Raw genomic sequence first — 13,741 nt, forward strand, 5'->3', positions numbered from 1 at the left:
TAACCCCTTTGCCCTAGTCGTCCAAAGCCTGCAAACCATGCTGCGCAAAAAGCGGAACGTAGTCACCGAACAGTTTCGCCCGGCCCGGGTCCGAGGCATTGCCGTCCAGCGAACGTTTGTAGACGCCCTGCAGAATGGCGGCCATTCGAAAGAAGGTGAAGGCCAGATAGAACCCAAAATCCTTGATTTCCGGCAGCCCACGCCGCGCACAATATTGCTCGACAAAGTCTCTATCACTGGGCAATCCGAGGGTTTTTCGCTCAATCCCGGCCAACCCCCGCCCTTCTGGACCCGGAGGCAGCTGCCACTGCATGATCACCGCGGCAAGGTCGGCGTAAGGGTGGCCGATTGTCGACAACTCCCAATCCAGCACGCCGATGCATTTTGTGCTGTTGCGTTCAAACATCAGGTTGTCGATCCGGTAGTCGCCATGCACAAGACTGCGCTGACCATCATCTTCGGGCAAAGCCTCCTCCAATCCTGAGATCAGCGCATCCATCTGGGTGATCTTTATGGTCTCGGACGCGCGGTACTGCTTCGTCCAGCGCGCGATCTGGCGCTCAAAATAATTGCCCTCCGGGCCATAGTTGGCGAGGCCGACCGCTTCGATATCCACAGAATGCAGCGCGGCCAGCACCCGGTTCATTTCATCCATGACGGCGGCGCGTGTTTCGTTGCTTTCACCGGTCAGGGTCGGTTCCAGGAAAACACGACCGTCTAGGTGTTCCATCACGTAGAAAGCGGACCCTATGACTGAGGTGTCTTCGCATAGAAGAAGCACCTCGGGCACCGGCACGTCACTGCCTGCAAGCGCTTGTTGCACCCGAAACTCTCGCTCCACCGCGTGCGCGGATTTCAGAAGCTTTCCCATAGGCTTACGACGCAGAACGTACGTAAGGTCCGGAGTTTTCAATGCAAAGGTCGGGTTGGATTGCCCGATATCGAATTTACGTGCCTGCAGCGGGCCGCGATACCCTTTGAGGTTCGCGGCAAGGTAAGTATCGACAGCGTCCAGATCGTTTGTGTCCATCGTCAAAACGCTTCGGCAAAGATGTTGCCTGCTGTGACCACGTTGATGCCACCGGACACGGGGATGACGGCTCCGGTCACATAGCTGCCCCCTCGCCCGCACAGAAACAGCATGCAGCCAGCGATGTCTTCGTCGCGCCCCACACGGCCCAGAGGAACGGATTTGCCAACCTTCTCGCGCGTTGCCTCATCTGCAGTCGCAAAGGCGGTCATGCGCGAAACAAACGGGCCGGGCGCCAGCGCGTTGACGGTGATGTTATAGGGCGACAGTTCCTTGGCCAGGATTTTGGTCAGGTGCAGCACAGCCGCTTTCGACGCCGAATAGCTGTATGCCCCGTCGCCCATGGGAACCTCTCCCATGACCGAGCCCACATTGACCACCCGCGCCGGGTCTTCGGCGGTGCCGGATTTCATGAGCAACGGCAACAGTTTCTGCGTCAGCTCAAACACCCCCGCGACGTTGACGGACATCACTTTGTCCCAAGCGTCATGAGGGAATTGACCTAGAGGCGCACCCCAGGATACGCCGGAGTTATTCATTAATATATCAAGGCGTTCCGTTCGTTTATTGATCTCGGCAACGACATCATCAATTCCGTCTTTATTGCCCAGATCCCCGGCAAAACCTTCGGCGCTGCCGGGGGCATCCAGCGCGTTCAGCTCCGCCGCGACGGCCTCGCAGGCGTCACCTTTGCGGGAGGCGATCAGCACATGCGCTCCGGCCCGAACAAGCGCCTCCGCGGCCATGCGGCCAATTCCGGTAGCACCGCCGGTGACCAGCGCCACCTTTCCATCCAAAGAAAACAGGGTTTCCGGGGTCATGTTGCACTCCTTGCTTGTCGTGGGGGAAAGAGGACGCGCCGTTGACAGTGCCCAATCCCGCCCCAAAACTCCATCTCAACAATAGCAGGAACTATGAGGGCAACATGCAAGCATTACTCAGCGTCGCAGCGGGGGGACCGGAGACTCTGGACCTGACCACCCTGCCCGATCCAATCCCCCGCCCCGGAGAGGTTCTGGTCGGCATAAAAGCCGCCGGTGTGAATTTTCCCGATACGCTGGTGATCCGTGACCTCTATCAGATGAAACCCCCACGCCCCTTTGCGCCCGGAGGCGAAATCGCAGGCGAGGTGATTGCGCTTGGCGACGGTGTCGAGGGTTTCGAGATCGGAGATCGCGTTCTGGCGCTGACCGGTCATGGCGGCTTTGCCACGCATCTTGCGGTTAAAGCCAAGGACGCTATCAAATTTCCCGAAACCATGCCCTTTGATGAGGCCGCGTGCTTTATCTTCACTTACGGCACCTCGTACCATGCCCTGAAGGATCGGGCGGCTCTGGAACCGGGTGAGACGCTGTTGGTTCTGGGCGCTGCGGGCGGCGTTGGATCAGCCGCGATCGAGTTGGGCAAAGCCATGGGCGCGCGGGTTATTGCAGCGGTTTCTACACCAGACAAAGCGGAATTCTGCCGCTCGATCGGTGCGGATGAAACGATCTTGTATCCCGGCAACCCGGACAAAGACGCGCAAAAGGCGTTTTCTAAAGATATCAAGGCCCTCGTCGGCCATGACGGCGTTGATGTTATCTATGACGCGGTCGGTGGAGCCTATGCAGAACCAGCGCTGCGCAGCATCGCATGGAAAGGCAGATACCTAGTTGTCGGTTTTCCGGCTGGTATTCCAAGCGTACCACTTAATCTTGCACTGCTTAAAGGATGTCAGATTGTTGGCGTTTTCTGGGGCGCGTCCGTCTTTCGCGAACCTGAGGCGCATGCCAAAAACATAAGCGAATTGTTTGATTTATACGCAGCAAGTCAAGTTAAACCCCGGATTACGGCACGCTTCCCATTGTCTCAGGGCGCTGCGGCAATAGAGCTTCTATCCCAGCGCTCTGTTCTCGGTAAAGTTGTGGTTACAATTGACGAGACATAGTTGTATCCGGTTGCATCTTGGTCAGCATTGTCAGCCCACTCGCCTCATTAGAGCAATGCCATGTGGACATTTCCATTAGATGCCGTTTAAGAAACAAGGATGGGGACGAAAATTAATGAATAAAATTCTTGTGTTGAATGGCCCGAACCTCAATCTTTTGGGCACCCGACAGCCTGAGGTCTACGGCAGCACCACCTTGCAGATGGTCGAGGAACAATGCGTGGCCCATGGCGCGACCCTAGAGCTTGAGGTCTCGACATTTCAGTCCAACCACGAAGGTGCGCTGATTGACGCCATCCATCAGGCTCGTGACACACAGAATGGTCTGGTTCTGAATGCAGGCGCCTATACCCACACGTCGATTGCCCTCATGGATGCGATTGCCTCTGTGGAACTGCCTGTGGTCGAGGTTCACCTTTCCAACATCCACGCGCGGGAAAGCTTTCGCCACACATCCTACATCGCGCCGGTTGCGCTTGGGCAAATCTGCGGATTTGGCGCGCAGGTCTATGTAATGGCGCTGGATGCATTGGCGGCACATCTGAAACCAGGGGGCAATGCATGAAGCTGAGGGAGTATCTTCGCTTTGTCAGCTACGCCAGAACCCTGGAAGAGCTTTGGGATGCCCATTGCCGACAGATGGCCGGATTTGGGTTTGATCGGCTGATCTATGGATACACCCTTTATCGCACTGCCACGTCTTTGGGTGACCCAGAGGATTTTGTCATCCTCAGCAACCATAAGCGCGAATACGTGGACGGCTTTCTCGGTGATAGCAGGTATTCCAACGCTCCGATGCTGCAATGGGCTTTGAACAACGATGGCGCGGCAAGCTGGGGGCTGATTCAGGACCTGGCCTTGAACGGAGAACTCACACCCGAGCAGCAGAAGGTTGTGGATTTCAACAAGTCGCACAACGTGCTGGCTGGATATACCGTCAGTTTCAATTCAGTCTCGGTGCGGTCCAAGGGCGCGATCTCGCTATCGGCCGAAGAGAGCCGCAACCAGGACGAGATTGACGCCATGTGGGAAGAGCATGGCGAGGATATCCTTCTGATGAACAACATCGCACATCTCAAGATCCTGACGCTGCCCTATACACCTCCGAATCGGTCGCTAACCAAACGCCAGAGAGAAGCGCTTCAATGGGTCGGTGATGGCAAAACGACCCAAGATATTGCCCTGCTTATGGGGCTGACGGCCGCGACAGTCGAAAAACACCTGAGGCTGGCACGCGAATCGCTTTCGGTCGAGACGACGGCCCAGGCTGTCCTGAAAGCTGCACTACACAACCAGATGTATGTGATGGAAGCCTAGCCACCAAAGGTTGACGCCAAACCGCGTCAATTTACCCTAGGTAAGGAAATCATGACTTCCCATCTTCACGGGAAAATTGCAGATTGATACCGTTCCGTGAGTGGTGGCTTTAGCCAAGGAACATTCGATTGGATCTTTGCAATACCAGAGCTCTCCAATCACTCTGACTTTTGGAGCGCCTATTCGTCCGCGTACCGATGTCGGAATTTTGGAGGGTCCCGACCATCCCCATCATGAGGGGCCCTCCATTCACCTGCTGCTTGAGCAATCAAACCAATCTCTGAGCACAAAAAAACCGGCCACATTGGACGTGACCGGTTCCGAATTTCGTCAGGCCCCTGTAACCGGGGCCTGAAGCAAAGGCTTAGCCCTGTGCCGCTTTGGCAACTTCTGCTGCGAAGTCTTCTTTTTCGACTACGATGCCTTCGCCGACTTCCAGACGGATGAAACCGGTGATGGTTGCGCCTGCTTCTTTGGCCGCTGCTTCGACGGTCAAGTCAGGGTTCACGACGAACGGCTGGTTCAGCAGCGTCGATTCAGCCACGAATTTCTTCATACGGCCTACGATCATCTTCTCGATCACCTGCTCCGGCTTGCCGGATTCGCGAGCGATGTCCATCTGAACCTGCTTTTCTTTCTCGACAACAGCCGGGTCCATGTCTGCCTCGGACAGAGCCGCCGGGTTCACAGCCGCGATGTGCATCGCAACCTGCTTGCCGATCACCTCGTCGCCACCGGTCAAAGCAACCAGAACGCCGATTTTGCCCATGCCGTTGGTGGCTGCGTTGTGGACGTAGGACACAACGGTGTCGCCCGACAGTTTGGCCATACGACGAACCGACATGTTCTCGCCAATGGTGGCGATCTTGTCAGTGATAGTGTCTGCAACGGATTTGCCGCCCAGATCAGCCGCCAGCAGCGCGTCGACATCTGCAACGCCTTCTGCGGCAAACGCGATCTTGCCAACCATTTCCTGGAATTCAGCGTTTTTCGCAACGAAGTCGGTTTCCGAGTTCACTTCGACAGCAACACCGTTGCCACCGTTGACGTGAACAGCAACCAGACCTTCTGCTGCGGTACGGCCCGATTTCTTGGCCGCTTTGGCCAGGCCTTTGGTACGCAGCCAGTCAACGGCTTCGTCCATGTTGCCGCCGGTTTCGGTCAGCGCTTTTTTCGCGTCCATCATGCCTGCGCCGGTCGAGTCGCGCAGTTCTTTAACCATTGCTGCTGTGATTGCCATCTTTTGGCTCTCCTCAATTCAAACGGAATTGGGGCAGGTCATACCCTGCCCCATATGTCATTTACGTGACGGGCAGCTTACGCTTCGGCCGGAGCTTCGGCAGCTTCTTCTGCAACGACTTCTTCAACCGGTGCTTCTTCGAATGCGCCTAGGTCAACACCAGCAGCACCCATCTGAGCGGTCATACCATCCAGAGCGGCACGCGCGGCCAGATCGCAGTACAGCGCGATGGCGCGGGCTGCGTCGTCGTTGCCGGGGATGATGTAATCAACACCGTCGGGCGAGCAGTTGGTATCGACAACGGCCACAACCGGGATACCCAGTTTGTTGGCTTCGGCGATGGCCAGTGCTTCTTTTTTGACGTCGATGACGAACAGAAGGTCGGGAACGCCGCCCATCTCGCGGATACCGCCCAGCGACGCCTGCAGTTTGGTCTGGTCACGCTCCATGCCCAGACGCTCTTTCTTGGTTAGGCCTTCGGCACCCGATTCCATGGCTTCGTCGATCTGGTTCAGACGGTTGATCGACTGGGAAACGGTTTTCCAGTTGGTCAGCGTGCCACCCAGCCAGCGGTGGTTCATGTAGTACTGAGCCGACTTTTCAGCGGCATCTGCGATCGGCTGAGCAGCCTGACGCTTGGTACCAACGAACAGAACGCGGCCACCTTTGGCAACGGTGTCACGAACAGCCTGCAGCGCCTGATCCAGCATCGGAACGGTCTGGGTCAGGTCCATGATGTGGATGCCATTGCGCGAGCCGTAGATGAACGGGCCCATGCGGGGATTCCAACGCTGTGTCTGGTGACCAAAGTGAACGCCAGCTTCCAGCAGCTGACGCATGGTGAACTCGGGAAGAGCCATGCTATTTTCCTTTTCCGGTTTACGCCTTGGCGGGGGTGAAAGAAGCGGATGCTCCAACCGGCGGTCTTGATGAGGATGTCTCCCTCAAAAAGCCCAAACCCCGCCTGCGGGTTTGAATGGCGCGCGTATAAGACAGGTTTGAAGGCAGCGCAAGGGCCAATCGCCCTTATTTTTCAAGCCGCGCCAGGCTGTGCGCGTGACGAACCGCCTCTTCACAATGGGCGGCCAGTGCCTTGCGGTTTTCAAAGTCGCTGACCTTGGCCGGCGCGTGGTAGATCAGCTCGACCGCCCCTTGCCTGCGCGCGCCGAGTGTCTTCAGCAGATGTGGGCCGAAATCCATGTCGCCCCACCAACCGTAGAACCGATCCGGCTCACCTTCAGGCGCGTGAAACACCACCGAGACAGGCTGAACATACATGAAATCCCGCAGCTCATCTACAAAGAACGCGGCAAAGAGCGTTGTTTTAAAAGGCAAAACCCTAAGACCATCGGTTGAGGTACCCTCAGGGAAAAACAGCAGCTTATGCCCCGCCTTCAAGCGCGTTTCGAACAGTTGCGTCTGCTCTTTTGCCTTCTTCCGGTTGCGTTCGATAAAAACCGTTCCGGTTGCGCGTGCCAGCCATCCGATACCAGGCCATTTCGCCACCTCGGCCTTGGAGACGAAATAAACCCGTTTGCGGGCGTTCAGCGCAAAGATATCCAGCCATGACGTGTGATTGGCCACTACAGCTCCACGCTCCGCCATCAGGTCTCCGGAAGTGCGAAAACCTATGCCCAGAATTCGAAAGGCGTTGCGGCAAACAAATTGAGTGATGAACGGAGTGATCGGTCGGCGAATACCGAACAAGGGGAGTTCGATCAAGCGTATCGCCAGCAAGATGATCAAGCCACCAAAGACCAACAGCGTCAACGGTACGCCACGCAAGAAAACCAGTACCCACCCCAGCGGGCCAAGGTGAATCGCATCGGGCGCATCATCACTGTTCCAAAGCGGATCACTCACGGGTTCAGGCTCCGCCATAGATGCGCTTTTGCCGCTCGTTCATCCGCGCGGTATCTAGGATCAAGCAGACATCTGTGGTGTTAAAGCTGTGGTCGATAAAGGCCCCCTCGCCCACGAAACCACCCAAACGCAGATAGGCTTTGATCAGCGCGGGCACCTGCACCATGGCCGCCCTGCGGTCGAGGTCTTCAGGCGCCACGAGGTTCATGGATTGAAACACATCCGGCTGCGCGCGCACCCGCAGATCGTCAGGCGCCAGGTGGTTGTGGTGTAGCATTGACAAGGGCTGGGCCAGCGCGGTGATATCGGTACCGTGAAAGCTGGCGACGCCAAACAGAACTTCGATCTCACGCTCGGTGACATAAGCCGCCAAACCGTTCCACAAGTGATACATCGCGGTGCCGCCGCGATAGTCGGGATGCAGGCAGGATCGGCCAAGCTCCAGCAGCTTGCGACCGCTTTGCTTCAGAACGGTCAGATCGTATTCGTCTTCGGAGTAAAACTGGCCCAACTCCACTGCACGTTCGCCCGGTAACAGCCTGTAAACGCCAACAGTTTCCCCGGTTTGGTCATCTATCGCCAGCATGTGATCGAAATACGGATCGAACTTGTCCTGCTCCAGTCCAGCGTCGTGGTCGACCATCTCTCCGCCGCCACCTAGCTCACGCACAAACACGTCGTAGCGCAGGCGCTGCGCTGCGCGCAGGTCCTGTTCGGTTTCAGCAAGGCGAATGGTGAAAGAAGGGCCTGAATCCGGCATGTCGTTCCTTAAAGTTGCCTTCGGCTGATACCGCAGCAGTTCCCTCAAAGGCAATACAGGTCCTGTCTGGTGTCTGGCTTGGCATTTGCGTTAACCTTTCCTAAACCAGTTTCACGGATCAAAGACCGGCATCAAGGCGATACGCGTACCGTCGATTACCACTTTCCCCTGCTCGCGGAAGTTCACGGTAATCTTGCCCCCGATATTGGACTGCACCTGTCCAACGCCCCAATCGGGGAAATCGGGGTGGCGGACGAACATGCCCGGTGCAAAAATGGCATTGAGGTCTGTCATGGGGGCTCCGGTCCGGTGGCAGATACAGCAGGAGGTACGCATGGGCGCCACAGACGTCAACCTGGCCGAGCTGATCGGCTCGCGCATTTGTCACGATCTGATCAGCCCGATCGGAGCCATCACCAACGGGCTAGAGCTGTTGGATATGGTCGGCGCGGTGCAAGGCCCCGAGATGGAGCTGATCTCGGGCAGTGTCGGCAGCGCCGGCGCGCGTATTCGGTTTTTCCGAGTGGCTTTTGGCTCGGCCAGTGATCAGCCATTGGGGCGTAGCGAGGTGGCCGAGTTGTTGAAAGACGTGGAGCGCGCGGGTCGTGTGCGGGTAAATTGGAACCTGACCGAGGCTGTGCCGCGCAATCAGGTCAAACTGGCCTTTCTGGCTCTGATGTGCTGCGAAAGCGCGATGCCGTTTGGTGGGCAGGTCGATATTTCGGCCTCTGACACCGGTTGGCAGGTGACTGGTACAGCCGATAAATTGAACATTGACAATGACTTATGGAAGAATGCTGCGACCGGCAACTTCGCCAACAAGGTCACCCCTGCGCAGGTTCAGTTTGCCTTGCTGCCGGAAACAGCCGCGACCATGGGGCGGCGGGTTGCGGTCGAAACCGCCACAACCCGCGTCGCCCTGAGGTTCTAGGCGCGGGTCGTTCCGTTGCCGCGCACCAGGTATTGAAAGCTGGTCAACTGCGCCGCGCCTACAGGACCACGTGCATGCATTTTGCCCGTGGCAATCCCGATCTCGGCGCCCATTCCGAACTCACCGCCATCCGCGAACTGGGTTGACGCGTTGTGCATCAGGATGGCGCTGTCTAGCCGTTCAAAGAAGCGGACCGCAGCCGCGTCATCCTCGGTCATGATGCAATCTGTGTGGTTCGAACCAAATTGCTGGATATGCGCAATGGCCGCGTCGATGTCGGCAACAGGTTTGGCGGCAATGATGCTGTCCAAAAACTCTTTGCCCCAATCCTCAGAGGTGGCTTGGGTGGTTCCATCAACGGCCAGAACTCCTTCGGCATGAACCTCAACCCCGGCGGCCATGAGCGCGGCAATCACATCGCGCCCTAGCGTTTCGGCCACGTCCTGATGGATCAGCAGACACTCTGCCGCGCCGCAAATACCGGTACGACGGGTCTTGGCGTTCAGCACAACGTCCAACGTCTTTTGCGGATCGGCGGCCTTGTCGATGTAGATATGCACAATGCCTTCAAGATGCGCAAAGACCGGCACGCGCGCCTCACGCTGAACCAGCCCAACTAGCCCTTTGCCGCCACGCGGAACGATGACGTCGACATAGTCGGTCATGGTCAACAATTCCTGCACCGCCGCGCGGTCGCGTGTCGGCACAAGCTGAATCGAATCCTCAGACAGGTTCGCGGCCTTCAGACCTTCGACCAAACAGGCGTGGATCGCGGTGGAGGAGTGAAAACTCTCGGACCCGCCGCGCAGGATCACGGCGTTACCGGATTTCAGGCACAACGCCCCTGCATCCGCCGTCACATTGGGGCGGCTTTCGTAGATCACCCCAATGACACCCAACGGCGTGCGCACACGCTGAATATTCAGGCCCGAGGGCATATCCCACTCGGTCATCACCTCGCCTACCGGATCGGTCTGATCAGCCACCGTGCGCAAGCCATCGACCATGCCCTGAATGCGGTCCTCGTCCAGCATAAGGCGGTCCATCATGGCAGGGCTCAGGCCCTTTTCGCGTCCGAACTCCAGATCCTTTTTGTTGGCTTCGATAATTTGGGCGCGATTTGCCCAGACGGCCTCTGCCGCTGCGATCAGGGCTGCATGTTTGCGCTCGGCCGTGGCAAAGGCCAGTTCGCGCGCGGCGGCCTTGGCGCGCTTACCCAGATCGGCCATCAGAGCGGGAATATTGTCGAAATCCTTCATAACCTTAGCCTTTCTGCACCCTTATAGCGCCAAATCGTCCCTGTGGATCAACGCTGCACGACCGGGGTAGCCCAGCGTTGCCTCAATTTCCGAGGATTTTCGTCCTTTGATCGCGTCAGCCTCCTGCGCAGTATAGCGGCTGATACCCTGCGCCAGCCGACGCTCTTGCAGATCAAGAATGGCAACCGGATCGCCACGTCCGAAATCACCGGTCACTTCGACGATACCCGCAGGCAATAGGCTTTTGCCATTCGAAAGCGCCTTCGCGGCGCCATCGTCGATCGTGATCTCTCCGCGTGGTTTCATCGCCGAGATCCAGCGCTTGCGCGCCGCATGCGGATCAAGCGTTGCCGTGAACCACGTGCTGTTCGCGCCATTCTCAAGCGATTGCAACGGGTTGAGCGTCGATCCTTCGGTGATCGCCATATCGCAACCTGCAGCCGTCGCCATCTTGGCTGCCATCAGCTTGGTCTTCATGCCGCCTTTGGAGAGGCCGGATCCAGCATCACCGGCCATCGCCTCAATCTCGGGCGTGATCTGGTCGATCGTGTCATAGCGCGTGGCCGAAGCATCTTCGTTCGGATTGCCGGTATAGAACCCGTCCACATCCGACAGAAGAATCAATTGGTCCGCACCAACGGTCACTGCGATCTGCGCGGCCAGCCGGTCATTGTCGCCATAGCGGATTTCATCCGTGGCGACGGTATCGTTTTCGTTGACGATAGGCACAACGCCAAGGCCCAAAAGTGTCTCAAGTGTCGCGCGTGAGTTCAGATAACGGCGACGATCCTCGCTGTCTTCCAGCGTCACCAGCACTTGGGCCGTGGTGATCTGGTGCGGGGTCAGCGCCTCTTCGTAAGCACGCGCCAGACGGATCTGACCAACAGCCGCTGCGGCTTGAGATTGCTCCAGAGCCAACGCCGCCGCAGGCAGGCCCAAAACACCGCGCCCCAAAGCGATCGAGCCAGAAGACACCAGAATCACGTCCGTGCCCTGCCCTTTCAGCCAGGCCACATCCTGAGCCAGTGATTTCAACCAGTCTGAGCGTAGCTGTCCCGTGTTCCGATCCACCAGCAAAGCGGACCCGATCTTGACCACCAGCCGACGGGCTGCGGTCAGGGTTGCCACGGCGCGACCTCTTCAGCGGGTTTCTGGCGCAGGCGGTTTTCGTCGATCTGAGAACGCAGGGCGCGCAGCACCTCAGTCACGCCAAGATGCGCGACGCCCGACATCGTCATGACGGGGCCACCAACGGCCTCTTCCAGCTCGGCCTTGGCCAAATCACGTTCTTCGTCATCCAGCGCGTCGACCTTGTTCAGAACCGTGATCCGAGGTTTCTCGGCCAGTTCTCCGCCATAAGCCTCAAGCTCATGGATAATAGTGCGGTAGTCTTCGGCCACGGTTTCCGAGGTGCCGTCGACCAGATGCAACAACACGGCGCAGCGCTCAACGTGACCCAGAAACCGGTCTCCGATCCCACGCCCTTCATGAGCGCCCTCAATCAAGCCCGGAATGTCGGCCACCACAAATTCCACATTGTCCACGCCCACAACGCCCAAATTGGGGTGCAGAGTGGTAAACGGGTAGTCGGCAATCTTAGGCCGTGCGTTTGAGGTCGCAGCCAGAAAGGTCGATTTGCCGGCATTGGGCATGCCCAACAGACCAACATCCGCGATCAGTTTCAGCCGCAGCCAGATGGTGCGATCAATGCCCGTCTGCCCCGGATTGGCCCGACGCGGCGCCTGATTGGTCGCTGACTTGAAGTGAAGGTTGCCAAATCCGCCATTGCCACCTTTGGCCAGCAAAACCCGCTGCCCGACCTCGGTCAGGTCGCAGATTACGGTCTCCTCGTCTTCATCAAGGATTTCGGTCCCGACGGGAACGCGCAGGATGATGTCGTCACCATCCTTTCCGGTGCGTTGCTGACCGCGACCCGGTTGGCCGTTCTTGGCAAAGAAATGCTGCTGATAGCGGAAGTCGATCAGGGTGTTCAGCCCATCCACGACCTCGGCCCAGACGGACCCGCCTTTGCCGCCGTCCCCGCCATCAGGGCCGCCGTATTCAATGTACTTTTCGCGTCGGAAGCTGACGCAGCCGCCACCTCCGGCCCCGGACCGGATGTAGACCTTTGCTAGATCGAGAAATTTCATAGTCTGTCCCCTACTGCAAAGGCCCCATCGGCCACAAGTCAGAGTTTCTTTGTATAGGTCCAGGTGGGCACATTCGCGTCGCGCGCCACCGAATAGCTTTCTGCATCGCCCAGATACTGGAACCCGCAATGAGTCAGTACCCGCGCCGAGGCCGGATTGTCCTGAAACACGCTGGCGAACATATTGGCGTTCTCAAGCGGGTTGGCATCGACCAGGGCCTCGACCGCCATCGAAGCAATACCTGTGTTCCAATAGACAGGCGCGACCCAATAGCCAACCTCGGACTGGTTGCGATCGAGCCGTTGCAGCGAGATCAGGCCGATCAACTCGGGTCCGCCATCCTTGATGGCGTCCATCGCCCAGACGTCCTCATCCCGGTCTTCCGCCATCGAGCGGGTCACGAAGGCCTCAATCGAACCAGGCGGCAACGGGTGCGGAATCGACGTGGTCATCCGCGCCACACGCTCATCCCCTGCGTAATATTCGATAAGCCCCATATCCGACCGACGCAAAGGGCGCAGGTCGAACCGCTCGGTTTCGATGACCGGCTGATTTATGATTGCTTCAAGTTTCATAAGTGCGTTCCTCCTCCGAACAACACAAAAAGTACGGACGCAACAGTCAGACTGGCGAGCGTCCACATCAGATATTTTTCCGCAGGCCGACCTTCAACCACATGGGCGATCCGGTCCCCTGCAAATGTCCAGATCGGGTGCAAAACGACCTGGCAAAACAATAAACAAAGAGCGATCGTGAGCGTCGCCTCAAAACTGGACGTCCCTGCCGCAACAAACCCCGTAAACCCAGCAATGATCATCGCCCAGGCCTTTGGGTTCAGCGGATGCACAATCAGCCCGGACACAAAGCCCGGTGCTTTCCCACCCGCTTTCGCGCGAGACAGCCTCAGATTGGCGATCTTCCAGGCCAGCCAGCAAATATATGCGGCAGAAGCGTATTTCAGCACTTCAAACACCATTGGGGCCTGATCGGCCACCTGCATCAGGCCAAAGCCCACGGGCCAGATGATCAGTTGCTTGCCCAACACGACCCCGGCCACGAAAGGCAAAGCAGCGCGAAAGCCATAGCGCGCACCTGTTCCCATCAGGACCATGTTGGCCGGTCCCGGCGTGCCGACCTGTGAGGCGGCAAAGATAAGGAAACTGGTGGTTGCGACGGGCATTGCTGTTCTGGATCACGACTGCGTTAAAACGAAAAAGGGACCGGCATTTTCTGCCGGTCCCCCATGAATTTTTTATTAAACCTT

16 protein-coding genes are annotated in these 13,741 nt (G+C 57.8%); 4 read left to right on the top strand and 12 right to left on the bottom strand.

Annotated elements, in window-relative coordinates:
- Window positions 1–13: 13 nt before the first annotated feature.
- Together AC2FD8_RS10875 and AC2FD8_RS10880 are read right to left on the bottom strand one after the other, a co-directional pair.
- Window positions 14–1,036: a phosphotransferase family protein gene (locus tag AC2FD8_RS10875; RefSeq protein WP_496856014.1), complete on the bottom strand. Its 1,023-nt coding sequence runs from the start codon at window positions 1,034–1,036 to the stop codon at window positions 14–16.
- Window positions 1,033–1,851, bottom strand: coding sequence for an SDR family NAD(P)-dependent oxidoreductase (locus AC2FD8_RS10880; RefSeq protein WP_496856016.1), 819 nt, complete (start codon window positions 1,849–1,851; stop codon window positions 1,033–1,035). The genes AC2FD8_RS10875 and AC2FD8_RS10880 overlap by 4 nt, the downstream gene beginning before the upstream one ends.
- Before the next feature lie 104 nt (window positions 1,852–1,955).
- Here AC2FD8_RS10880 and AC2FD8_RS10885 point away from each other — a divergent pair, with 104 nt between their 5' ends.
- The 3 genes from AC2FD8_RS10885 to AC2FD8_RS10895 all read left to right on the top strand — a co-directional run bounded on the left by AC2FD8_RS10885 (window position 1,956) and on the right by AC2FD8_RS10895 (window position 4,274).
- A complete protein-coding gene (locus tag AC2FD8_RS10885; protein ID WP_496856018.1) occupies window positions 1,956–2,957 on the top strand; it encodes an NADPH:quinone oxidoreductase family protein in 1,002 nt (333 codons plus the stop codon).
- Window positions 2,958–3,072: 115 nt separating this feature from the next.
- Window positions 3,073–3,522, top strand: a complete 450-nt coding sequence (gene aroQ, locus AC2FD8_RS10890; RefSeq protein WP_496856020.1) for a type II 3-dehydroquinate dehydratase — start codon at window positions 3,073–3,075, stop codon at window positions 3,520–3,522.
- On the top strand, window positions 3,519–4,274 hold the full coding sequence (locus tag AC2FD8_RS10895) for a LuxR family transcriptional regulator (protein WP_496856022.1): 756 nt from the start codon (window positions 3,519–3,521) through the stop codon (window positions 4,272–4,274). The genes aroQ and AC2FD8_RS10895 overlap by 4 nt, the downstream gene beginning before the upstream one ends.
- A 364-nt stretch (window positions 4,275–4,638) precedes the next feature.
- Here the strand turns inward: AC2FD8_RS10895 and tsf are convergent, their stop codons facing one another.
- The 5 genes from tsf to AC2FD8_RS10920 all read right to left on the bottom strand — a co-directional run bounded on the left by tsf (window position 4,639) and on the right by AC2FD8_RS10920 (window position 8,431).
- Window positions 4,639–5,514 (bottom strand): translation elongation factor Ts, encoded by an 876-nt coding sequence (tsf, locus tag AC2FD8_RS10900; RefSeq protein ID WP_496856024.1) that lies wholly within the window; start codon window positions 5,512–5,514, stop codon window positions 4,639–4,641.
- Window positions 5,515–5,591: 77 nt separating this feature from the next.
- Entirely contained in the window at window positions 5,592–6,374 is a 783-nt protein-coding gene (gene rpsB / locus AC2FD8_RS10905) for a 30S ribosomal protein S2 (RefSeq protein ID WP_496856026.1), read from the bottom strand.
- Between the two features lie 166 nt (window positions 6,375–6,540).
- Complete coding sequence (gene olsA, locus AC2FD8_RS10910) at window positions 6,541–7,395, bottom strand: lyso-ornithine lipid O-acyltransferase (protein ID WP_496856028.1); 855 nt, start codon at window positions 7,393–7,395, stop codon at window positions 6,541–6,543.
- The gene (gene olsB, locus AC2FD8_RS10915; RefSeq protein ID WP_496856030.1) at window positions 7,382–8,137 is read right to left on the bottom strand and encodes an L-ornithine N(alpha)-acyltransferase; all 756 of its coding nucleotides are present in this window, start codon (window positions 8,135–8,137) and stop codon (window positions 7,382–7,384) included. Before olsB ends, olsA begins: the two co-directional genes overlap by 14 nt.
- A gap of 111 nt (window positions 8,138–8,248) precedes the next feature.
- Window positions 8,249–8,431: a DUF3553 domain-containing protein gene (locus tag AC2FD8_RS10920; RefSeq protein ID WP_496856032.1), complete on the bottom strand. Its 183-nt coding sequence runs from the start codon at window positions 8,429–8,431 to the stop codon at window positions 8,249–8,251.
- Window positions 8,432–8,471: 40 nt separating this feature from the next.
- Here AC2FD8_RS10920 and AC2FD8_RS10925 point away from each other — a divergent pair, with 40 nt between their 5' ends.
- Window positions 8,472–9,068: a histidine phosphotransferase family protein gene (locus tag AC2FD8_RS10925; protein ID WP_496856034.1), complete on the top strand. Its 597-nt coding sequence runs from the start codon at window positions 8,472–8,474 to the stop codon at window positions 9,066–9,068.
- Here the strand turns inward: AC2FD8_RS10925 and AC2FD8_RS10930 are convergent.
- The 5 genes from AC2FD8_RS10930 to AC2FD8_RS10950 are packed head-to-tail and all read right to left on the bottom strand — an operon-like array spanning window position 9,065 to window position 13,657.
- Window positions 9,065–10,327, bottom strand: a complete 1,263-nt coding sequence (locus AC2FD8_RS10930) for a glutamate-5-semialdehyde dehydrogenase (RefSeq protein WP_496856036.1) — start codon at window positions 10,325–10,327, stop codon at window positions 9,065–9,067. The genes AC2FD8_RS10925 and AC2FD8_RS10930 overlap by 4 nt on opposite strands.
- Window positions 10,328–10,348: 21 nt before the next feature.
- Window positions 10,349–11,455, bottom strand: coding sequence for a glutamate 5-kinase (gene proB, locus AC2FD8_RS10935; RefSeq protein WP_170466919.1), 1,107 nt, complete (start codon window positions 11,453–11,455; stop codon window positions 10,349–10,351).
- Window positions 11,443–12,477, bottom strand: coding sequence for a GTPase ObgE (obgE, locus tag AC2FD8_RS10940; protein WP_496856038.1), 1,035 nt, complete (start codon window positions 12,475–12,477; stop codon window positions 11,443–11,445). The genes proB and obgE overlap by 13 nt, the downstream gene beginning before the upstream one ends.
- A gap of 38 nt (window positions 12,478–12,515) precedes the next feature.
- Window positions 12,516–13,052 carry a GNAT family N-acetyltransferase gene (locus tag AC2FD8_RS10945; protein ID WP_496856040.1) on the bottom strand — a complete coding sequence of 179 codons (537 nt, stop codon included), beginning with the start codon at window positions 13,050–13,052 and terminating at the stop codon, window positions 12,516–12,518.
- Window positions 13,049–13,657, bottom strand: a complete 609-nt coding sequence (locus AC2FD8_RS10950; protein ID WP_496856042.1) for a LysE family translocator — start codon at window positions 13,655–13,657, stop codon at window positions 13,049–13,051. Before AC2FD8_RS10950 ends, AC2FD8_RS10945 begins: the two co-directional genes overlap by 4 nt.
- Between the last annotated feature and the right edge of the window lie 84 nt (window positions 13,658–13,741).

Source organism: Ruegeria sp. YTSC192 (assembly GCF_059609705.1).